Here is a 21,438-nt window from a genome sequence, read left to right on the forward strand (position 1 = left end):
GTGGATTCATGGGCCGGATGCCGTGCGTGTATCCCTCAGGCCGAGATTCCCGCCAGCACCGCATACATCACCACGAAGCTCACCAGGAACAGGTAGACGCCGCCGATGGCAAGGTAGCGCAACACGGTCAGCGCCTTGTTGCCGCCATACACGCGTTGCTGCATCCACAGCAGATAGACCGGGACCGCCAGCCACAGCAGGGCATACAGCCATTGGCTGGCGGCGGCGAAGGCGGGGGATGCGAGCGCGCTGCTGATGCCGGCGATGAGGAAGGTTGCCAGCAGCACCATCATCAGCCAGCAGTGGCTGTACAGCGCCACCACCAGATGTTCCAGATACCCCATCTGCCGTGGCACGTAGGCGATGCGCAGTACCAGCGCGAACACCGGCATCAGGAAGAACAGGGCACCGGGCAATGCGGTCAGGATCGCCTGCATGTACAGATCGGTCTTGCCCCCCATGCGCTGGATGTTGGCGTTGCCGTTGTGCAGGCGCTTGTTGAGCCAGTTGTTGGCGAACCGGGGCCAGCCTGCCACCACGATGGGGTTGGTGTCAGCGTCCCACGGTTTGCCGTTGACGGTGTGGTTGAAGAAGGTGCCGGGCTCGGTCGTGGCGACCTCCTTGCTGGTGCCGGTGAGCTCGCCTTTGCGCTGTGCGGCTGCCGCATTCACCGCCGCTCTGGCCATGGCGAAGCCGGCGTTGCCGGTAGCAGGTGAGCTGGCCTGCTGTTGATCGATCATCGTCAGCTGTTTCGCGCGTGCGGCCTCGACCTGTTCAACGGTGATGGACTTGGCATACAGCGAATTGCCTCCGCCCATGCGGATGTCGTCGACGTGCACGAACAGTTTGCCGATGAAGAACGTAAACAGGGTGAGGATGACGAACAGCCGCAAAGGCTGCACGTATCCGACCCGGCGGCCCTTGAGGTAGTTCTGCGTGATGCGGCCGGGAACCCAAAGATCGCGCAGCGTGCGGAAGATGCGCCCGTCCAGGTGCCAGAAGGATTCGAACACTTCTTCGATGGCATGGCCCACGTGCTTGAGCGGGTTGTGCGCCGATTGCCCGCAGCGATGGCAGTAGTGGCCCTGCAGGGCGGTGTTGCAGTTCTCGCAGTCGGCGTGAGCGCTGTCGGTCGAACTCATGGGCAATGGGCCAGGCGTCGGATGAAGGCGTCTACGATAGCGAATTTTCAGGTTTCGTTCAGCTTTGTTTTGGAGTGCCAACGAGCGTGCGTAAGGCGATCAAAAGCATCCACGCGTGGCGTGGATCTACTGATGGATCTGGAGGAACAAGTCCCTCTGTTGAGGGGCTGCCCCGACAGGGGCGGGGAGAGGCAGGCGAAGGGAGGGGCCCAATGGTTGCACAGCAACGTTTGGGGCGAAGCGCGCGCAGCGCACTTCGCGTCCCGCGCCAGATAACTGAAAAAGGCCGCCCCTGGGGGCAGCCTTTTTCAGTTATCTGGCGGAGAGAGGGGGATTGTCGTGTGCATCCATGCACCCGATCCCGATGCGCGTTGCGCCTCGGGACCCGCCTGCGGCGGTCCGGTTCTGCTCCTGCAGAACCGTCGAACCCCGGCGTGGCTTCTCACCACCCATCCCATCCGCCAGACAAACGCAAAAGGGCCACCCTGTGGGCGGCCCTTTTGCGTTTGTCTGGCGGAGAGAGGGGGAAGCAGTACCTTGACCGTCCCGCTTAGCTCCGGAGGCGTCCACAAACCGGATTTGTGTCCTGTGGTGTGTCCCGGATGCTACCCAAGTTCGCACCATGATGCGAGCAGGGGTACGGCCTGGAGTTCGTCGGATTGGGCCGTCCTAAAGATCCCCGCAGGCGAGCCGCTATCTGTGAGGGCCTCTAATCAATGGGCATCTTTAGCTGGCGTCCTTGACCCGGCGGAGTTCTCGGTCGATGAGACGAGGCCGGTCTATGCTTGGCAACAGAGGGGTGAACTAGAGGGAAATACCGGAATGCAATTTCGGATTTGGTCAGCAGGAGTGCTTTTTCTAGGGTCGTATGCCCCGCTGGCCTTTGTACTGGCGGCGCAAGACATCAAAAAAGAGCTGTGGGGAGAGCCCGTATGTGGTTGGAGAGGACAGTTTGATTGCGAACTTCAGATCTTTGAGCACCCTTGGGCATCCTTGGCCGCAATAGTGGTTACATCAGCCGCACTGTGGCTGACGATGTATTCCATAAAGGCTGTCCGATTGAAGAGCGAAGCTGAAGTTCTGTCCGCGAAACCCGTTCCGAATGACCTGATTAATTATGTTTTCCCCTACGTTGTATCATTCATGGGGTTGAGTTACGGAGATCCACAGAAGTTGGCGGGATTCTTCGTTTTTCTTGTGCTCTTGTTTTTGATTACGTATAGGTCGGGGCAGATTCTGATGAACCCCGTATTGATTGCTTTCGGCTGGCGACTGTATGAGGTTGATATTGCTGTCGGTGGGAAACAGGTCCGTAAGACCGTGCGCGCGCTGAAGCAAGGAAAGCTGTTGCCTGGCAAGCAGCTTATTGAGGATGTTCAGGAAGTATACTTGATGGGGGACCCATGAGCGATTTGGCATTGAAAAGCCTCAAGGCATTTGACCTCGCCGGGTCAAACGTGTTCCTTTGGGTGTTTAAGAGGAGCGCTGGCACCAAGAAATTCAAGGCGTTCTACATCAAGACGGATCCAGTCCTGGATAACGCTCTCAAGGGTTTTGCGGAAAATGAGAGGGCCCGAATTAACGAGTGGATTCCATATGGGCATCTCTCTCAGCCCACCGATGATGGATGCCTGACTATTGCTGTGGGTGATACCGACTTTCAGGTTCTAAAGGATCTCGTTGACGAGCCGGAGTCTGACCATGCGACTAATGATCTTAAGAAGCTCAAGGGCGCTGTCGGCTACCTGGTGAAGTTTGTAAAGGATGGGAAGACCCTCTACGCCACGCGGCGCACTCCGATGACGTGGAAGCCGGTATATATAAAGAAGAATGTAATTAATGCAATTTTTAAGAACGGTCAGCTGTCGGCCGTAGCGGGTGATGAGTTCACTCTTGAGCCCCGGTTTGACATATTTGCCTTGGATGGTGTTCTTTTGGTGTCGAACAAGAAGGGCTTTGAGTCAATGATGCAGTATCGAGCCGGTTACGCCCAGGCGTTCGAAAAGCTGAAGTTGGAGCCTGCCTTCTCCGCTCTCTTTACTAACATGCAACCCCTGTTGGACTATGTTGGCGAGAACGGAACGCATCTGAAGAGGATGACGGTGATTCAGGACAAGAATCTGTATTCCAATCCCAAATATTTGAAGGCGCTCAAGACTGTTGCGACGAAGCGGAAGTGGGGTGTCTCTTTCGATAAGGCGGGGAAAATTATCCCGACCGCTGAGACCGCCAAGGTCATCATGACATTGCTGTTGGATCACCGTCTTGTTAGTGAAATCACCGATATCATGTATGACGTTCCTGATGGGGTGAGGGTCGTCTAAAGTCATTGGGCTTTCAAGCTGGCCTGGAGAGACGCAATGGACTGTAAAATATGTAGAAGATTGGCAGGATGCGTTAAGAGTATATTTTTATGGGTCGCCAAGTTGCCTGAACGATTCGAGGCAAAATTGGCTGCCTATTTGGACGTAATTCCACGAGTGGCTTTTGTTGCGAGTGCATTTTTTTCTTCTTCTGTCTCTTGCTCTGATAACTCTCTTCTGGGAGAGGTTTGACTCGACAGGTCGATTTTCTGCTGCAAATATTTTCCTGCTATTTTTTGTTATATTTTTTACGGTTGTAGGATTGTGTCCGAAATTGAATGCGCGATTCTGGACAATTTTTGGTGGCGTGATTGGTGTCATTCTGTGGTATGCCTCTTCTGGCTGAGAGGCGTGAGATCATGGAGTTCTTAGTATTATTGATGTCACGATGCCCATTGCACCACCCGAAATTAATCCGAAAGTGAAAGCGATAAGCATGGATATCGATGTTTTTCTTTCTGAATTCTTATTCATGCTCATCGCCCCCATTTTTTCTTAAACTTAAATCGACTATTAATCTTGTCAAGTGCGCCTGTTGGGTATTTGACGGTTGATAAGGGGGAGCGCTGTGTCTGTCCTTTGTGTTATGTCTGATGAGTCTTTGGATAATATCCTTAATTCCGAAATTAAAGATTTGAATGCAATTCAAATTGCTATCAGGCGGGCCTTGGAAGCTGGTAATCCTCCGGATGAACTCGCGGCTTTGGCTCAGCGAGCTCGCATCAATGTGGAGATTGCAGAAGCGGCCAAAAAAGCCTCGAATGGCTTGCATAGTCCGAGCGCCGGTGATGGTGAGCATCCCCAAACTGAAAAATACGAGATTGGTGAAAATGGCCGTGTGCGTCTGATCTAATGGCCTAAGCCCCGCAGATGCGGGGCCTTTTTTTGGGCAATACGCCAAACGGCAGTGGTGGCCAGCCTCAGGCTGCCTCTGGCTTAGGCGCCAAGCTTACAGACCACTGCCCATTGTCTTCCTGCTTGAGCGACAGGAGATCGTAGGTCTTCACCATGTTGAGAAGACCGGAATGTCCATATATGCCAGGGGAGAACCCGGAATTCGCTCGCTTTAGATAGGAGCCCAAGGAGTTGAGGCTTACCTTTCCCTCTGGCGTGCTACCGGCGAGCAGTGAGACGGCCTCGATGACGAACCGAGGACGGCGCTTTGGGAGCGGAGCGCTGCCGGTGGTCTTGGCTTCGCTACTGTGGTCAGCAGGATGTGGCGGGTCCTGAAGATCGGGCGGCTCTGGCGATGAGGCATCTTGTGCGGACCACTCGAAGAACTGATCACAGGCATTACGCAGAGCGTCGGGGGTCTTTGCTTCGCCTACGATCAGAACCGTGGCGCCGCGCTCTCGGAGCTTCCTGCAGAGGTAGGCGAAGTCAGAGTCGCTGGTCACCAGGCAGAAGATGTCGGCACGCTGATCGAAGAGCGCTTCCAGGGCATCCAAGGCCAGGGCGATATCGGAGGTGTTCTTCTTCGCTGCGTATTGAAACTGAAGGCATGGAGTGAATGCCTGGCGAACCAGCGCCTCTTGCCAAGAGTTGCCTAAGGTAGTGCGATTGCCATAGCCGCGCCGAAGCGTTACGCGCCCGGCCTGTGCAGCCATGAGGAGCGCGAAATCCACGATTTCGGGAGCAACGTTGTCGCAGTCAATCATTACGGCAACGGTCGATTCTTGCGGTTGAGCCATGTTGATTTCCTTATCGCGTAGAGCATATATGGTGCGACAGCTTGCCGATGACTACGTCTTCCGTCGAACGATATGGTCCCCGGCTGCATCATGTTTCTTGTAGCTAACCCAAGCTTGCCCGTTGCTACCTTTGACAATCCTGAGCTTATCGGGGTCTGCGGTGCTTTCAAAAGCATAGCCAGTCATATGGATCTCGACCGGGAAGTGACCGAGCGCCTTTCCAGCCACATCCAGTTGCCAATGTGTCTGAATGAGAAATTCGCCAGGCGCCTTCATTGCCGCTCGTGCATCTGGGGTGACTGAATCGACCTCGAACCTATGAATGGAGATTGGGCGTTGGGCGCCCCTCAGAAGGTCGAAGCCAAAGTCAATGTCTTCAAAGTTCTCGTCAGAAAGGTAGTCTGACGATTCTAAGGTAAAGTCGGATTTGAGCGCGCGCGCGACCATGTGCAGCCTGCTCAAGCTTCTAATGTGTTGAAATACAGGGAGCATCTTTTTAATGGGTGAAACCGGGGGCGTCAGGGTCTGACGGGCATCGTTGAATTCTATAGTCAGCAGCATTGCGTCCTCGGCGGCGATCTGGTCCGCCCAAGTTGCCAAAGGGGCGAGATAATTCACCTCTTTTAAAGGCACTCCGTATATCTCGTTTCCCCTGATGCCCAAGCTGATCTCTGTCTCCAATGTCGAGCCAGCAACGGTCCCACGGATTATTATGTTAAGTGCGGATGGGAGAAGTTCATTGGTGATGCCTATCCCGGCGGCGCCGTTGAACAGCTGGGCAGCTAGGCTTAGCTCCTGCGCCAGGACCGAGTATTCTTGGCCGGGGCAAATGATGACGTGGCCTTGGACGTAAGTGTTTGACCTCATGGTCACCTTGCCATGAGCAAGTATTGGCTTCGTTTGATCCTCGAAGCCGGGGAGGGGGCCGAGTTTGAAGTCCTTCACATCAAATGTGCGTGGGAGGCCATACAGATATGCGTCCCGGACAAGGGCGGTGTTCTCGGCGGTTCCGACCGAGGTGAAGGATAGTTCCAACAGAGAAAGCCTCTTCGAGAGCTCCTGCACTTTCTGAGTCTTGTTCTCGCCGGAGCCGGGGGGCGCTCTTCGGGCGCTGTGCTTTGCTAGATCAATAGCTGGCTGATGCCCGATGGATAACGGATCTCGGGTTTGAAGAATAGGCTCTACGATGTCCCACAGATAGCGTTCAAAGCCTTCACGGTCACTGAGGACCTTTGAATGGTCGAACGTGACCACGCCTTTGCCATCGCCGATCAGCTTTTCTTGATTGCCCTTCGCCCACTCTTGAGCGTGAATCCAATAGATGGAACGGTCGGGGGTCACCCTCAAAATGAAGACTGGGAGCACATTGTTCGCATACTGCCGTAATCTGCTTTTGGAAACTTGAGCGGTGAGGCGGCCTTTTCTGGGCTCGACAGAGGTCCCTTTCACTTGTGCTAGAAAGTGAATGCCGTGGTAGACCGTGTGATCGGGGGTGATGCAGAGGTCGTAACCAATGTCTATCTGATCGTGCCCAACATTCCAGTTCCAATCTACGAAGGCTTGTTCTACTACAAGCTCTGCTTGTCGACCAGTCTTCTGAGATTTAGGGAAGTTCATCGGCCAGAACGATAAAGGGTTGCAAGGATGACAGCCTACCACTGACTTTCGGACACATCATGGATAGAACTTCCTCTTGTCCTTCAAGCATCGCTTGAACTGCCCCTTGGCATAGACCGGAAGCGCGACTGCAGGTAGGTATTTCTCCAAGGTCTCTATCTGCTTCCTGCGCATCACGGCGGGCTTCTTGTGGAAGTAGGCCTCGTGAAGCACGGGCACGCGCTTGCTGACAGAGTGGCCGGTGATCAGAGCAATGTCTTCGTCAGGGACGTTCTGATGGTGGAGCTCTGTGGCGATGGTGTGGCGGAAGGCATGGAACCCAACACCTCTAGGGAATCCAAGGTCCTTCATGTAGCGGCTGAACTGGCTAAGCGCTGCCAGGCTGTAGCGAGCATTGGTCTCGCCAGTCTTACGGTTCACACCAGCGGATAGGTGTGGGAAGAGGCGAGGGTGGCCGCATTCTCTAATGTCATCCATGAAGTCCAGGAAGCCTGCGTCCAACAGGGGCTTCGGGATGGGGATCGTTCGGATAGATGCCTTGCCTTTTAGGCTTTGTCGACTCCGTAGCCGGTTCCGGTGCGCTAGGTCAGGGTCTACTGTCTTCTGGATGCGGATACACCAGACATCACTCTCCTGGACGATGTCGGCGACCTTCAGCTGAGCGACTTCGTTGATGCGGGCACCCGTATACAGACCGATCATAGGAAGCCACCATCGATGCGGATACTTGCTCGCCCAAGGAATGAAGGTCTTTGGGTCGAAGATACGCCTTAGGTCTTCCTCATCAAAGAGGCGCTCAGGCTTGTTGGGATCGGTGACCAGGTCTTTCTTGATCTCCGCGAACGCGGCCATGGGGGACGCTTCAATGGCTTTCGTCTTGACCAGCTGATTGAAGAAGGAGACCAGGAAGCGTCGATGTCGTTCGAGCGTCGCAGGGGCAAGCTGAGGAACATCTAGCTCCTTGCCGCAGGCAATGGCTTCGTCATAGCTGATCCCTCGATAGGCGGGGTCAGAAAAGAGGCCCGGAGGTGACCAGCGCATGAGGTCCCAGAGGCGATAAATGTGGGGGTGGTCAATGCGTGAGACGGGGATGTCGCCGCAGGTCATCTGGAGAAGCCGCAGGGTTCGGGCTGTGGAGTCGATGGTCTCTTGTGCGAGGCAGCGGCGCTCTCTATCTCCCAGATAGTCCTTGATCTCTACGGAAAGAAGCCGGGCGGGGTGGCCTGCGGATAGGGGCTCAAGGTAGCGCGTGCCTGCGGCATTGATGCGAGAGCGTCGAGAGCGCTCCATAGCCGCGTTGAGGATCTCTTGCGCATGGATGGCCGCTTCGCGTCCGGTGATGACCAGTTCATCAATCCGGAAGCGCCCGATCCTGATGCCCTTAAGTTGCAGCGTGTCATCGGCGTCGGGATTGAAAGGGAAGTCTTGAAGGAAGTTCTTTACTGTTTTTGGCATTGCGCTGTCTCCGTAGATGATGGGAGCAGTGCTAAGGCCTAGTGATGATTCGTCAAACGAGATCTAGAGGGTTGCCGCGTTGCTTAGGCATTCGCCGGAACGTTGGAATTAGCGCGAAAACTTTTAGAGGAGATTAGTGGGATGTGCGTTGCCAAGCGCTGTGGCGCAAGGGTTTGCCTTTGGTGACCGCTTCTATCTTGCAGTCATTTTTGTACTGTACGATTTTGAGTGTACTTACGCCTAAGCGTGCTTTCTTACACTAATGGCATTTAGGCATTGCGACCGGCATCACATTATTTAAGCGCTGGCTAATTTTGCTGAACGTGTGTCGCAACACCAGCTCGCGGTCATGAGTCTGACGACCTCTTCTCATTGATCCGTATTGCGGACAAATCCAACATGATGAACTGAGTTTACGTCTGCAGTGAAGCGGCCTGACGCAGATTCGCGAGCACGGTCGAAGAGCAAGAGATAGTGGCCAACCAGGTCATGAATGCTGTCTAGCCGATACCTTTGCACGATGGCGTCGGCGTGGCTCTGGTGAATCGAGATGCGGAAGCTGCTGTTTTCGGCGCCAAAGTTTGAGTAGTAGCTACTGCCAAGGGGCCAAAAGCTAAAAGAGCGCACTATTCCCCAGAATCCAAGCCAACGCTCCGTATGTAGATCGACTCGGGCGTCCTCAAACCGTACAAAGGCGTCATGGACCGGCACCTCCGTCTGAGCAGGATCTGGGAGCCGTATCCGAACTGGACTGGTTTTGAAGCTTGGCCAGTGAACTAATTGTTCAAGTAGCCGTTGCGGCCCGCGAGATATAGTCGTCGACCGGCGTGTTCGGGAGGCCGAGCCTCCGCCAGCTCTGCTGCCTTCGTCAGCATCTTCGCCTTCTTCAGAATTCACCTCCGAAGATTCGACTGGCGTCTGAATTCTGACAATCAGAGTCTGATTGCGTTCCACCCATTGAGCGACAGTCGCATCACTCTCATTTGTTTCCCATGGATCTGCGTTGCGCTGGATGAGGCTGCAGTTGGGCGCATGCGGACGACAATAGAAGTGCGCAATTCTCCCATTCCTTCCAGGACTTGGATCAGTCTTTCGGCGAAAGTGCGCGGTAGATTCACAGCCTAAACACTTTAAGTGGCCCCTCAAGGGCTCCCGCTGGGCCTCCGTGAGCAGTGAAATCTCTAAAGCGGTGTATTCGTGATTAGTTCTTCGATCCAGAGCTTCTTGCATCCTTCAAGTCCCCTGTGACTCGTTCCCGATGCTCTTAGATTAACTCCTGCTTGGTCAACCGCGCCAGACCTATGCTTGTTCTAATCGGTGTTCCGGCTGAAAAGCACTAATGGATCCGCTTCGCGTCTGGTCTTTAAAGAGAGTACCACTGTCATTCGCTTGAAAAATCGCGGAAGCTGGTTCTTTCTGCAAGGTGATCCCCGACAACATTCCGGCTCAAGACATGCGATGAAAGGCTAGGGCGCAGCAAGCTGCTTTAGCAGTGCTAGTGCTTCTTTCTGCTTCCTAGCATCAAGCTGCGATAGCACCAGGATGGCTTCAGCCATTGTGTCGGAGGCAGCAAGAAAGTAAGCCGCTGGAAGATCCAGCAGTTCCGCAAGTCTCTCGATGGTCGCCAGATCGGGCTTGTGCATGCCTCGTTCGTAACGGCTGATGCGGGGAGCCACCGTGTTCGGGTCGTCCACGCCCAAAAGCAATTCCCCAAGCTGCGCCTGCGTCCACCCCTTAGCCACACGGGCGGCGCGAAGACGTTGGCCAAGAACAGTAGGCGTAGGTTGAGGGGCGGGCATCCAAGAACAACAAAGACGTTGACTCCCAGAAGTGTGCCCATCTAAGCTTAGCTGGTCATTTGCGTTCAACGCAAATATTCGTCGGAGAGCTAATCGTATGGATATGAGGTGCTGGGCAGTGGTGGGTCTCCTGTCGTTCGCTGCTTCTGCCGAGGCTGCGAACAGCCTGTCGTGCCAACTGCAGAGCGGCCAGTTTCGGGTGGATGGGGGAGGGCGTCCTAAAGTCTCTGAGTTCATCTGGGCCACCGGACACGCCTCCGTTCCCCCCACCGGCCCCATCCGAACGCGGATCGGCCGGATCGACCCTGCAGATGGGCCGGACTACAAACGGATGCTCAAGCTGGACGGCAAGCCCGTTCTGCTGCCTCCCGAAGCGCATAGCGTCATTGGCTTCGGCAAGGTCTATGACTTCAAGGACGCCATCGCTCTGGCTTACCTCGGCGAGCGTGAGGAGGACTCCTCTGCGCGGCCTAGTCAGATCGTGATCGTCATCAATAAGGCCGGGTCAGTGATCGATAGCGAAGTCCTGCCTGGCACTGCAACGAATCCGGGCAGTCACTGCCTACTCATCGACTGATCAAGGAGCTGACATGAAGAAGCTTTGGACGCTTTCCGCCGCAGTGCTGCTGGCCGCCTGCTCGGGTGGCCCTGGTAGTGGCGATGTTGAGAAGGCCTTGACCGTTTATTTCAAGGAAGCAACGGGAACGACGATGACCTTCGAACGTCTCAAGGTGGGCGAGTGTGTGCGAGGAGACAGTCCGGGCTACGCGTGCAGTGTCACTGGAACGGCCCGCTACCAGATCGGCACCCGCACCGAGCAACAACAGCTTGTCGGCACTTTCGTCATCGACAAAGTTGGCGGCAACTGGACTGTTGTAGACCGTCGCTGAATTCAAGCCCGCCGCCAACCCCTAGCTAGGAGGTTCAGATGTGGACGTTTTTCAACGTAGTGCGTTGGCTCATCACGGGTGCGGCCTTGTGGTGGCTGTGCAGCGTGGTGTTTGAGGAGGGCACCACCGCTGAAGGAGCAGTATTCGGGCTGATGCTCTTCGGCCAAGTTGTCTTCTGGCCTCTCTTGCTGCTGTGGGGACTGCCGTGGCTGGTCCGCCGTCGCTTCGCTCGAAGCAAGCGCCAATCAATATTCTGATTGCAGGCGCTTTCGAGCCGTCTATCGATTGAAGGGAGGGCAAATGCCCTCCCACGCCTATCGCGTTTGAAGCGTCGGGATTAAGGCTCAGCTTGCTTAGCTAGCTATGGCGATGCTGCGCCCGTTGGGAGGGCATCAGCTGAGGTGGCTGAGGCCCGGCTCAAGCCTCAGTGTCCTCGGGGGCCAGGTGCGACCAAATCGCTTGGACAAGGTTTTCCAGCGTGGGTGAGCTAACTCCTTTGCCTTTCGCACATGCCAACACCTGATGCATCACTTCCGGAATCTTGTGTGTGTCCTTGCTGGGGGTGAGCCCAAACGGCTCACATGCCTCTGCCAAACACTGCTGATGCAGCTCGGTGCCGAGCTCTGAGATCAGCACTGTTTCAAGCGTGTCATCAAAGTAGGCATAGTTCTTGGCTATCCGGGTTGAGAGCGGCTCATCGTAAGTGGCGTTAGCGTCCGCTAGATGAAGCAGCGCTGGGTTAGCACCTGCTTCCTTCTTGTTCAGGTCGCAGTCCCATAGGATGAAGGTCGGAATTCCCAGCTCGGTGAATACAGCGTAGGGCCGATCAAGATTGAGCTTTCCCTCAACAGGAAGAATTGCTATGCCAGCAGCATGGAAGTCAAGGCCGAGCAGCCGCGCGCATGCTTGAAGCGCAGAACGGTCGCTTCTTCCTTCAACCAGGACGACGCCGTTCGCAAAGAAGCCCTCTGAAAGCTCAGTCCCAAGGATGTGCAATCTCGGGGTGAGAGTTGCAGCCGTCCAAGACCCAGCGGGCTTGTTGTTTGCTCTCTCAAGTCGGGTAGCGACATTGTCTAGACTCAGCGATGTGAGCTGCGCATGCTTAAACTTGCTGTCCGTGGACTTTGCTCGCCGGGTAAGCCGCACTTCGTTAGCTCGCTCCATTGCAACGAACATCGGTGAGTGAGAGCCAAAGATAATCTGTGTGGGGCCGGTCGCACCAGGTAGGCTCCCGGTGCTCAAACCTCTCAAAACGCTTGCTAAGTGACGCTGCTTAGTCGGATGTTGGTATAGCTCCGGTTCCTCAATTGCCAAGATGAGGCTCGGGGCCGCTGGCGGCGTTGTCCCTGGAACTTCCTCGTCCGATTTCCCTTCAGCAGTAGGAGTTTGATGGCTAGTCTTGGCCAAGTGCTGGAGAAGCGTGAAGACAAATGCGCGCTGAAGACCGTGACCTTGGCGATCCACGGGGCCGCCGAAGCCTTCATCACTCAATGAGACATCTGCGGCAGGCAAGGGCACAGCGATGTCAGCGACTTCGCGCCACTTTAGCCCCACCGCAGCGTCCCGATACAGGCTTTTAAGGTCGCCAGTTAAGCGGGTTGCAAGCTCCCCAAGTTCAGGCATGTTTGCAGGTTCAACTAGAGCGCGATAGCGCGTCGTCACCTCTTCCTGGAAAGCTCGCACATCCTGTCTTTGAAGGATTGCACTGCGAACAACGATCTCCAGTAGCCTTCCAATGGCGCTTGCTTTACCGTCAGCGGCGTCAAGCGAGGCCTCTCGAACTGCCGGAACAAAGACGAAGCTGGTATGACGCTGAAGCGCACCTCGCCCCGCGTTCTGGAACCCGAAGAACTGACCATCGTCCCTCAACAGGGTCAAGGCATCGGGATGTTCTTGCTCCCATTGGAGGAGATACCCCTCAATCTGTGCGGCATTGGTCGCGCTGGGAAGGCTGGTGTAAGTGGCGTTCTCTTCCTTGAGAGCCTTGTAAGCGGCCCGCTTTTCAGTCGCACCACTGATGGCGCGGATGGGAGAGAAGTCCGGATTTTGGAGCGTTGAGCCATAGTAGCGACCTGACGAGGACGTTCCATCGAAGATCCTGGATACAGTCAACGTGCCCTCCCGAACTCTACTCTCGAAAGTCTCCTGTTCGGCGCTACTCAGTTCCCCGAAGGTCAACTCGATCTCTACTGGCAAGGTAGTGTCACGGCCGAAGTAGTCATCCGGATCCAGCGCTTTGCTGGTCGAGTAGAACTTCTCAAGGGCTTTCAGGATGCTGGATTTTCCGGCGCCATTGCCACCGATCAGAGCCGTGTGCGCCTCAAAGCTGATGGAGATGTCGCGCAGAGACCGGAAATTCTTGATACGTGCATTTAGCAGTTGCATAGCGCTGGGCATCCTATCCGTGTGTGATTTCGCCCTATCGGGCCCTAGGGGCGACCGCGCGACTAAAGTTCGCTGTAGATCGTCAGCATGTCCCGGTCCCCTCTCTTGTAGCCAGTTCTGGGGGCGTCTGACCGGATTGTTGAGACATGTGCCGAGAAGCTCTTGTCGATGAGCATCAGCTTCCAGCCTGCTCTTTCGCCGCTTACCGAGCCGCCGCTCACTTGGTAGACACGCATGCAGAGTTGACCGGTCTTGCTCGTGCCTACCGCATGGACTTCTACCAATCGCGAGAATCCGTCATATCGAAGCTCAAGACAAAGCCCTTGCTCGATTGCCAACAGTGCGGCGTTCTTAGACATGGTTCCTTCCCCCCCCATTTATGCTTCGGACCGTGGGGCGAGAGTTGCGGCCGTCAAAATACCGACAGTCATCTTGGTTCTTTCAGATGCCCCTTGGTCAATTGCACCACATTTGCCCTTGGCAAGGGCACGTATCGAGTCTTAGCCTTAGGTAGTAGGGTTGGCCTATTCCTTGTGCAGTGAGCTCGGGATACAATTGGGGCGCTCTGGCGATAGGAACTCAGCCTATCCCTCTATTCGTCACCAAGTGACTTACGCGATACCGGTGTGCGCCATTTGGCTCACCCTGTTGGTTAATGTCCATGCGCCTTGCGCTAGGTAAGCCAGAGCTATGAATAGAGGAGCGATCTTATGAAGAAATTTCTCCGTAAGACCCGCCTAGTTCATGCGTGCTTGTCGTTCCTTGGCGGATTGTTCCGCCTGGTCGCGGCGCTCGTGAACATGGCATCTAACTACTGTCGAGCCAGGGATGAAAAGGTGGGAGCATCGCTTTCAAGTAAAGTCAGGGCGTTGGGTCTTTGTCCCCACACCTGCTAGCAGGGCTGTTGGCGAACAAATCCGGGCCAGAGTGGCAAAGGCTTGGTCGCCTCCTGCGTTCTACTATCATTTGCGAAAGGGAGGGCACGTTGCAGCACTTCGGGCGCATGCCGACAGCACCTATTTTTTTAGATGCGACCTGAAGAACTTCTTCGGAAGCATCAACCTATCGCGTGTAACCAGATGCCTTAAGCGCTACTTCTCTTACGTTGAAGCGAGGGGAATGGCCAGCGCCAGCGTTGTCATCGCTCCAGGGGCAACGAAGACCATGCTCCCTTATGGCTTTGTCCAATCGCCTCTACTTGCTTCGCTCGCGCTTGACCAGAGTAGAGTCGGTGCGTATCTCCGGAAGCTGTCAGCGCAGGAAGGAATCACGCTGAGTGTCTACATGGACGACATCGTTATTTCTTCGTTGGACATCGGCCTGCTGGATAAGATCAAGGCCGAGTTAGGCGATAAAGCAGAAAAAGCGGGAATTGCCCTAAATCAAGAGAAGACGGAGGGACCTTCAACGCTTGTGACGGTCTTCAATGTCGAGCTTTCTCACAATTCGCTTGTCATCTCAGAGGAGCGAATGGCTGAATTTCGCGAGGCGCTCATGGTTGCTAGCTGCGATGCGGTAGCCATGGGAATTCTTGGCTACGTCGCTTCCGTCAACGATGCGCAATTGAGCAAACTCTTCCCCTGATCTTCTAGCTTTCTTCGCAAGGACGAAGGGCCTCTGCGTTGCGCTCAGTCGTCGCGCCACTTGGCGCAACTTCCGCACTCGTCATTGGCGAGCTCTTCAACAGCCTGCTTGATGTAGTCGGTCATTTCAGTGCGACTTTCAAATTCACCTGCGATATCGCCCCTGGTGAACTTGGTGTTTCCTAGCTTGTATGCTTCCTGGACGTCCCGGTCCCCTTCCATATACGTGTCATCGTGAAATTCGCATGTCTTCAGGACGCCAGCCTCGACTGCAATCTGACTTGCTATGCCCAGCTTCTTTTCATGCTCTTCAAGCATTCTCTTTGCACCACCCATGACATTCTCCTAAGGCTGTTGCTGCTCTATTCGGGACGAAGGCTGGTTTACTCCAAATGTCTGGTATTGGGCCGCTGCCCCCTTGCGCTGCTCTTTTGCGGAGCGTAGCGCTGCCCATTTGAGAAAACAACTGGCCAGGGCTTCTTCGTTGAATCGCACGCCCTGACTTAAACGCAAGAGCGCACTTAGGCATTGCCCTTCGGGCAATGCGTGCGCAAGAGGCTGTGCCCCTTGACCCCCTAGAAAAGCGCTTGCCAAAGCCTAAATCGTAGGCATAAAGGCAAGGGCGGGGGCCAAGAATAGGGAGCATCAATGGCCATTTATCACACCAGAGTAAAGACATTTAGCCGTACCCAGGGGCACGCATCCACCGCCGCCGCTGCCTACAGGGCGGGGCTGCTCATCATCGATGAGCGAACGGGGCTTCGACACGATTACCGAAAGCGCGGCGGGGTCGTTGAGACCCGTTGCCTCGCTCCCGACGACGCTCCCGACTGGGCTTTCGACCCCCGACAACTCTGGCCTGCAGCCGAGGCTTCGGAGCGCCGAAAAGATGCCACGGTCGCTAGAGAGTTCGAGGTGGCCTTGCCACACGAATTGAGCAATGAGCAGCGTTCAGACCTGGCAGCCGAAATATCGCGCTGTCTGGTCCAGCGTTACAGGTTCGCTGTCCAATCCAGCATCCATGAGCCGCAAACGGCAGATGGCCTTAACTATCACGTCCACATCTTGGCTACGACTAGGCGGGTGGACGCAGAGGGGCTGAAGGACAAGACCAGAGAATTAGACGGCGGCCCTTCGGGTCGAGGAGAAGTCGAATGGATCCGCGCGATGGTGGGTGAAGCCATCAATGCTCACCTGGCCGCAGCCGGTGTCTCGGCACGTGTCGATCACCGCAGCTTAAAAGATCAGGCCGCTGAGGCTGCAGAGCAAGGGGATGAGCTTACGGCAGCGGAGCTTTCCCGTGCTCCAGGACTTCACATGGGCAAAGACGCCACTGCCTTGCATCGGCGAGGTATGGATACCGATCTTAAGCAGGGCAATGACGGGATCCATCTGGCCAACAGCGCTGCTTGGGATCGCGCCATGGCCCAGATGGCAGGAGAGGGCAGGTTGATGGACCCCGTATCCGATCAGGCCGTTCCGGTTGGCTCGCGCCAGGTTGCCCTAGGCCCCGCCATGGGACCAATGCTGTCTTCCGATCTGGTGAGCCCTGTGGTTGAAGCAGTGGAGGGAAGCCTGCCAGTTGAAGCGATTGCCGACGACGGGGCGCGGCAGCCGCAGGCCACTGCATCCAAGCAGGCGTTGAAGGCTGTGCTAGAAATTTGGGCCGAGGCGTGGATTGAGGCGCTGCGAGATCGGCTTAGATTTACGCGCAGGTTGCTGCGCAACAGTGCCACCTTGATATCCGCTCATCTCGCAGCGCCCAGGCTCCGTGGCGACTTGGAAGAGTTGCTCGTAAGACTGAAGAAGTTGAAGCGGGACGCTCTACGCTTCAAGCGTAGGCTGAAAGCTGAAGACCGTGCCCAGCACGTATTGGCCCAGGCAGAATTTGCCTTGGAGAACTTCGAAAGCCAAAACCCAAGGCCAGGCCTGTTGAATCGGTCGGATTGGTCGCGTCGCCGAGCGCGCCGGGTTCGGGCTTTCGAACTGGGGCGCCTGGAGTATCAACGCGCTCACGAAGCCACCGGACCCAAGGCCCAGGAAGACTACAACCGTCGAACAGGCGAGTCGTTGTCGCAGCTGGAGAATTGGAGTGAAGTGCTGCTGCGTAGATATCCGGTGGAGGATGCCCCCATTGACGCTCCTGAAGCCCCTATTCCAGCGGATCACTTGCTCGTAATGAATCCTGTCAGAGATCCTGGAGCGCGGTTGCACTGATAGACAAGCGAAGGCCCCGGCGAACCGGGGCTTTAGCCAACTCTGCTTTCGCTGCCATCAGTGGTAGGTAGGTCCCCGATTGGGCTTGGACACTGCGCCTCGGCGCTCTGAGATCATGTCGCTCAGCTGCACCTGGTCGCGTTCTACCACAGCTTCTCTGACCCTAACGGCAGGTTTTAGAGTGTGGTCGTCAGCCGGAGGCTTAGGGTGCATGCATCGGTTGATCAGTTCGTCGGCGATTTCGAGAGCATGGATGATGTCCTCGATCCGCTCCTGAGTGTCTCGGGTCCGGTCTTGGGCAATCAAAGGGCATAGCACTCTACTAGCGATAGCCAGCTTTCTTTCTAACGGCATATGGAGCTCCTAACGTTTGGGAGCTCTCATAAAAGCACTATTTGCGTTGATCGCAATAGTTGCGGCGTTTGTCAGTGCCAATGTTGGCCCGTTAGAGATACTCCTAGACGTTTCATGTAATTTTCCTGGCGCGGAGATCCGCTATCCCAGCAACTCCTTCAGTGCAGCGAGCTCAAGATTGAAGCTCAAGGATGAGAGCCCTGCTGTTTTGAATTCAGGAGTGATCAGCCCATTGAGCTTTTCTGCCGGGGTGAATTCGCGGCTATAGACGGGATGGTGCTCATCATCAAGCTCGTGACCGACGATCTGGGCGCGCATTTCTGAGGCGACACCGAAGCCCTGCATCTGCTGAATGACAGTCTTGCGCAGGGAATGGAAGCCGCGCTTGGCCTTGGGCCACGTCTTTCCGTGCTCAGCGAGGTGGCGGGTAAAGGCCTTGGAGATCCAGTTCCCCGCGCCATTGACGGCATTGGCCTTCGCTTGAGGGAAGAGACGGCTTGAGGTGGGCAAGCTGGCAACATAGTCGCCGAAGCCCAGGGCCATCAAGTCAGCGTGGATCGGGACAGTACGAATACTGGCCTCGCTCTTGAGGCGCTGGTGCTCGCCGTCGTCATTAATATGGATGTAGGCCACGCCTCCTTCCGTTTGCACATCGCTCACCAGCAGCTGCCCGACTTCAGAGGCACGGGCACCGGTATAAAGGCCCAACAAGGCTGCCCAGCGCGCGGCAGGCGACAATGTGGCAAAGGCCGATGGAGCAAAGAGGAGGCTGATCTGTTTCAGGTCGAAGGCCTTGAAGCCCAGCTTGCGCCGCTTTCGCTTCGCGCTATTGCCGTATGAGACATGGCTTCGGGCCGGGTTGCTGTCTGTGTAGTAGCCAGCGGCAATCAACCAGTCGAAGAAGCCGCCCAGGTAGGACTGTTTGTTCACTCGGGTCGGGGTTGAGATGCCAGCATCGGCGAGTGACTGATAGAAGTTCGACAGGTCGATCCGGTTGATGCTCGGCAAGGGATAGTCAGGGCCGGTGGTGCGCACGAACCCGTCAATCGCCGACTTCTTGATGCTGTAGGTCTTGGGGATGGTGTCGGGGGCAATGGCTTTGAGCCAAAGATCACGCGCTTCCATCAGCGACAGGACCTTGCTGGGCTGGGGCTTGGAGGGAACTGCCGGGGCGGCTGCCGCGCCGAAGAACGCGGGATTGACCCGTCCGATGCTCTCGATGGCGCGAGTCAGCGCCTCGGTGTCTTCGCCTGGCTCCGCTTGGATACGCAGGGAGCCGTTGGCGTCTCGCTCCAGGGTGTAGTCCTGGAGCCGTTGTCCCCGAAGCTCCTGGAGCCATTGCTCTGCCGTCTTCTCGCCCATGCCGTTCTTCCTGATGGCGCTGAAGACTTCAGCATAGCGGGCGGCTAGGACCAAGGCGCAAGCTTGGGCGCTGCGCATTTCGCGTGTTCGAAGGCTTCGCTTGAGAATTCGGCAGCCCAGAAGGGGCTGGAGGTCGACGGGCACGCGCTGGCGGAACGAAAAGCCCGCTGGCGTCTTGATCAAGTGATGGGGAACTCTCATCGGGATGTGTCCCGATTTGTGTCCTGCCCCTTGCTAGGCCCAGAAAAGCAAAACCCCTGATTTCTCAGGGGTTTGCAGAGTCTGGCGGAGAGAGGGGGATTCGAACCCCCGAAGCGCGGTTTAGACGCTTACACACTTTCCAGGCGTGCTCCTTCAACCACTCGGACACCTCTCCGGATCCCTGCCATCGGCAAACGCCTCAGCAGGGGCGCAGATTCTAGCGGGCCGCGCGGCACTTCACAAGCACCCCGGTCAGGAACCTGCGAAGGACGTGCCGGAGGCGAGGGGGCTGGACAGGCATGGCACAATGGAACATCCGATGGAAAACGGTGGCCTGATGTCCTATCTCGTCCTTGCCCGCAAGTGGCGTCCGAAGCGTTTTGCCGAGCTGGTGGGCCAGGAACACGTGGTCCGTGCGCTCAGCAACGCGCTGGACAGCGGCCGGGTCCACCATGCGTTCCTGTTCACCGGTACCCGCGGCGTGGGCAAGACCACCATCGCGCGCATCTTCGCCAAGTCGCTGAACTGCGAGCAGGGCACCAGCGCAGACCCATGCGGCCAGTGTGCGGCCTGCCTGGACATCGACGCCGGCCGCTACATCGACCTGCTGGAAATCGACGCCGCGTCCAACACCGGTGTGGATGACGTGCGCGAGGTGATCGAGAACGCGCAGTACATGCCCTCGCGTGGCAAGTACAAGGTCTACCTGATCGACGAAGTGCACATGCTGTCCAAGGCGGCGTTCAACGCGCTGCTGAAGACGCTGGAAGAGCCGCCGGAGCACGTGAAGTTCCTGCTGGCCACCACCGACCCGCAGAAGCTGCCGGTCACCGTGCTCAGCCGCTGCCTGCAGTTCAACCTCAAGCGCCTGGACGAGGATCAGATCCAGGGCCAGATGACCCGCATCCTGGCGGCTGAGGAAATCGAGGCCGACGGCAGCGCGATCGTGCAGCTGGCCAAGGCCGCCGACGGCAGCCTGCGTGACGGCCTGTCGCTGCTGGACCAGGCGATCGCCTACGCCGGCGGCGCGCTGCGCGAGGACGTGGTGCGCACCATGCTGGGCACGGTCGACCGCACCCAGGTGGCAGCGATGCTCGATGCGCTGGCCGAAGGCGATGGTCCGCGCCTGTTGCAGGTGGTGGCTGCGCTGGCGGAGTTCTCGCCGGACTGGAGCGGCGTACTGGAAGCGCTGGCCGAAGGCCTGCATCGCATCCAGGTGCAGCAGCTGGTACCGGGTGCCGCAGCGGCTGCCGAAGGCCTGGATGCGACGGTGTTCGCCGAACGCCTGCGTCCGGAAGTGGTGCAGCTCTGGTATCAGATGGCCTTGAACGGCCGTCGTGACCTGCCGCTGGCGCCTAGCCCGCGCGCGGGCTTTGAAATGGCTGTGCTGCGCATGCTGGCGTTCCGCCCGGCCGCGGCGGTCCCGCCGGTGCCGAAGTCGGTGGACGGTGCAGGCAATGCGCCGGGTGGCAATGCTGCCGGTGGTGGCAGCGGTACGGGTACCCATGAAGCGACACCGGTTGCTGCCGCCACTTCGGCAAGCCCGGCCGTAGTAGCGCAGGTGGCCGCTCCGGCGCAGGCCGCGCCGCGCGAACCTGAACCCGAACCTGAGCCGGCCCCACGACCCGAACCGGACCCGACCCCGGAGCCCGAGCCGGTTCCGGTGGAAGAGCCCGTGTCACCGCCGCCGGTGAAGGCCGAAGCAGCGGCACCGGCATCCGTTGAAGCCGAAGCGGGCGACGACCTGCCGCCGTGGGCCACCGACGAAGCCGAGGCGCGTGACGAGGCGCTGGCGGCCGAGATGGCTGGGCCGGACGCCGCCATGGTGGCGCCCTGGCATGAACCGCCAGCTCCCGTCGCGGCTCCCAGCGAGCCTGCGCCGCCCGAGCGCCCGTTCCGCACTGAAGGCATTGCCATCGCGCCGGCTGAGCCGGCCCCGGCACGTGATGCCGTGCCGCAGGAAGGTGTCAGCGATCTGGCCAGCGCCGAGGATTGGCTGGATCTGGTCGCCAACAGTGGCCTGAGCGGCCCGTCGCGGCAGTTGGCCGCCAACGCCGCCTTCATCAGTTGCCAGCACGGGACCTTGAAACTGGGTCTTTCGCCCGGATTTGAATATCTGCGCTCGGAGCGCGCGCTGGCCGCCCTGGGCGAGATGCTGGAGAAGGCCCTCGGCCAGGCGCCGAAGATCGTGGTCGAGACCGTGGAAACCGAACACGTTCCGGCCGAGACCCTGCACCAGCGTGCCGATCGCCAGCGTGGCGAGCGGCAGCAGGTGGCAGAGGCTGTTTTCATGGACGATCCGGAAGTGCAGGTGCTGATCCAACAGCACGGCGCCCGGGTTGTTTCCGATTCCATCCGTTCTTTTGACGAGTAAGACAC

Annotated in this window: 18 protein-coding genes and 1 tRNA gene; 9 read left to right on the top strand and 10 right to left on the bottom strand. The window is 57.2% G+C overall.

Annotated features, from left to right (window positions below; all coding sequences use genetic code 11):
* Positions 1-35 precede the first annotated feature (35 nt).
* Complete coding sequence (locus ACZK13_RS04390) at positions 36-1,223, bottom strand: DUF3667 domain-containing protein (protein WP_478482284.1); 1,188 nt, start codon at positions 1,221-1,223, stop codon at positions 36-38.
* A gap of 741 nt (positions 1,224-1,964) precedes the next feature.
* Here ACZK13_RS04390 and ACZK13_RS04395 point away from each other — a divergent pair.
* The 3 genes from ACZK13_RS04395 (at position 1,965) to ACZK13_RS04405 (ending at position 4,358) form a co-directional block, all read left to right on the top strand.
* Entirely contained in the window at positions 1,965-2,549 is a 585-nt protein-coding gene (locus tag ACZK13_RS04395) for a hypothetical protein (protein WP_478482285.1), read from the top strand.
* Positions 2,546-3,466 (top strand): Kiwa anti-phage protein KwaB-like domain-containing protein, encoded by a 921-nt coding sequence (locus tag ACZK13_RS04400; RefSeq protein WP_478482286.1) that lies wholly within the window; start codon positions 2,546-2,548, stop codon positions 3,464-3,466. Before ACZK13_RS04395 ends, ACZK13_RS04400 begins: the two co-directional genes overlap by 4 nt.
* Before the next feature lie 625 nt (positions 3,467-4,091).
* Complete coding sequence (locus ACZK13_RS04405; RefSeq protein WP_478482287.1) at positions 4,092-4,358, top strand: hypothetical protein; 267 nt, start codon at positions 4,092-4,094, stop codon at positions 4,356-4,358.
* Between the two features lie 67 nt (positions 4,359-4,425).
* On the opposite strand, the gene ACZK13_RS04410 is transcribed toward ACZK13_RS04405, so the two are convergent.
* The 4 genes from ACZK13_RS04410 to ACZK13_RS04425 all read right to left on the bottom strand — a co-directional run bounded on the left by ACZK13_RS04410 (position 4,426) and on the right by ACZK13_RS04425 (position 10,304).
* A complete protein-coding gene (locus tag ACZK13_RS04410) occupies positions 4,426-5,163 on the bottom strand; it encodes an NYN domain-containing protein (RefSeq protein ID WP_478482508.1) in 738 nt (245 codons plus the stop codon).
* An 84-nt stretch (positions 5,164-5,247) separates the two neighbouring features.
* Positions 5,248-6,813, bottom strand: coding sequence for a hypothetical protein (locus ACZK13_RS04415; protein ID WP_478482288.1), 1,566 nt, complete (start codon positions 6,811-6,813; stop codon positions 5,248-5,250).
* A 57-nt stretch (positions 6,814-6,870) separates the two neighbouring features.
* Positions 6,871-8,268: a site-specific integrase gene (locus ACZK13_RS04420; RefSeq protein ID WP_478482289.1), complete on the bottom strand. Its 1,398-nt coding sequence runs from the start codon at positions 8,266-8,268 to the stop codon at positions 6,871-6,873.
* A gap of 1,466 nt (positions 8,269-9,734) precedes the next feature.
* Entirely contained in the window at positions 9,735-10,304 is a 570-nt protein-coding gene (locus tag ACZK13_RS04425) for a helix-turn-helix domain-containing protein (protein WP_478482290.1), read from the bottom strand.
* On the opposite strand from ACZK13_RS04425, the gene ACZK13_RS04430 reads away from it, so the two are divergent.
* From ACZK13_RS04430 to ACZK13_RS04440, 3 genes are read left to right on the top strand one after another with little or no spacing between them, the layout of a single operon-like run.
* Positions 10,186-10,644 carry a hypothetical protein gene (locus tag ACZK13_RS04430; RefSeq protein WP_478482291.1) on the top strand — a complete coding sequence of 153 codons (459 nt, stop codon included), beginning with the start codon at positions 10,186-10,188 and terminating at the stop codon, positions 10,642-10,644. The two genes, ACZK13_RS04425 and ACZK13_RS04430, sit on opposite strands and share 119 nt — an antisense overlap.
* A gap of 13 nt (positions 10,645-10,657) precedes the next feature.
* Positions 10,658-10,957 carry a hypothetical protein gene (locus tag ACZK13_RS04435; protein WP_478482292.1) on the top strand — a complete coding sequence of 100 codons (300 nt, stop codon included), beginning with the start codon at positions 10,658-10,660 and terminating at the stop codon, positions 10,955-10,957.
* A 38-nt stretch (positions 10,958-10,995) separates the two neighbouring features.
* Positions 10,996-11,214, top strand: a complete 219-nt coding sequence (locus ACZK13_RS04440; RefSeq protein ID WP_461291588.1) for a hypothetical protein — start codon at positions 10,996-10,998, stop codon at positions 11,212-11,214.
* Between the two features lie 160 nt (positions 11,215-11,374).
* On the opposite strand, the gene ACZK13_RS04445 is transcribed toward ACZK13_RS04440, so the two are convergent.
* On the bottom strand, positions 11,375-13,342 hold the full coding sequence (locus ACZK13_RS04445) for an ATP-dependent nuclease (protein ID WP_478482293.1): 1,968 nt from the start codon (positions 13,340-13,342) through the stop codon (positions 11,375-11,377).
* 62 nt (positions 13,343-13,404) lie between these two features.
* Positions 13,405-13,701, bottom strand: a complete 297-nt coding sequence (locus ACZK13_RS04450; RefSeq protein WP_478441296.1) for a hypothetical protein — start codon at positions 13,699-13,701, stop codon at positions 13,405-13,407.
* Positions 13,702-14,170: 469 nt separating this feature from the next.
* On the opposite strand from ACZK13_RS04450, the gene ACZK13_RS04455 reads away from it, so the two are divergent.
* A complete protein-coding gene (locus tag ACZK13_RS04455; RefSeq protein ID WP_478482294.1) occupies positions 14,171-14,926 on the top strand; it encodes a reverse transcriptase domain-containing protein in 756 nt (251 codons plus the stop codon).
* Between the two features lie 44 nt (positions 14,927-14,970).
* Here ACZK13_RS04455 and ACZK13_RS04460 read toward each other — a convergent pair whose 3' ends face one another.
* Positions 14,971-15,261 carry a hypothetical protein gene (locus tag ACZK13_RS04460; protein ID WP_478482295.1) on the bottom strand — a complete coding sequence of 97 codons (291 nt, stop codon included), beginning with the start codon at positions 15,259-15,261 and terminating at the stop codon, positions 14,971-14,973.
* Positions 15,262-15,573: 312 nt separating this feature from the next.
* On the opposite strand from ACZK13_RS04460, the gene ACZK13_RS04465 reads away from it, so the two are divergent.
* Entirely contained in the window at positions 15,574-17,142 is a 1,569-nt protein-coding gene (locus ACZK13_RS04465; RefSeq protein ID WP_478482296.1) for a MobA/MobL family protein, read from the top strand.
* A gap of 495 nt (positions 17,143-17,637) precedes the next feature.
* On the opposite strand, the gene ACZK13_RS04470 is transcribed toward ACZK13_RS04465, so the two are convergent.
* Together ACZK13_RS04470 and ACZK13_RS04475 are read right to left on the bottom strand one after the other, a co-directional pair.
* A complete protein-coding gene (locus ACZK13_RS04470; RefSeq protein WP_478482297.1) occupies positions 17,638-19,059 on the bottom strand; it encodes a DUF6538 domain-containing protein in 1,422 nt (473 codons plus the stop codon).
* An 82-nt stretch (positions 19,060-19,141) separates the two neighbouring features.
* Positions 19,142-19,234, bottom strand: a tRNA-Ser gene (locus ACZK13_RS04475).
* Between the two features lie 162 nt (positions 19,235-19,396).
* Here ACZK13_RS04475 and dnaX point away from each other — a divergent pair.
* The gene (gene dnaX / locus ACZK13_RS04480) at positions 19,397-21,433 is read left to right on the top strand and encodes a DNA polymerase III subunit gamma/tau (protein ID WP_183080197.1); all 2,037 of its coding nucleotides are present in this window, start codon (positions 19,397-19,399) and stop codon (positions 21,431-21,433) included.
* The last annotated feature ends 5 nt before the right edge of the window (positions 21,434-21,438 follow it).

The sequence above is a fragment of the Stenotrophomonas sp. 99219_Sma genome (assembly GCF_056480785.1).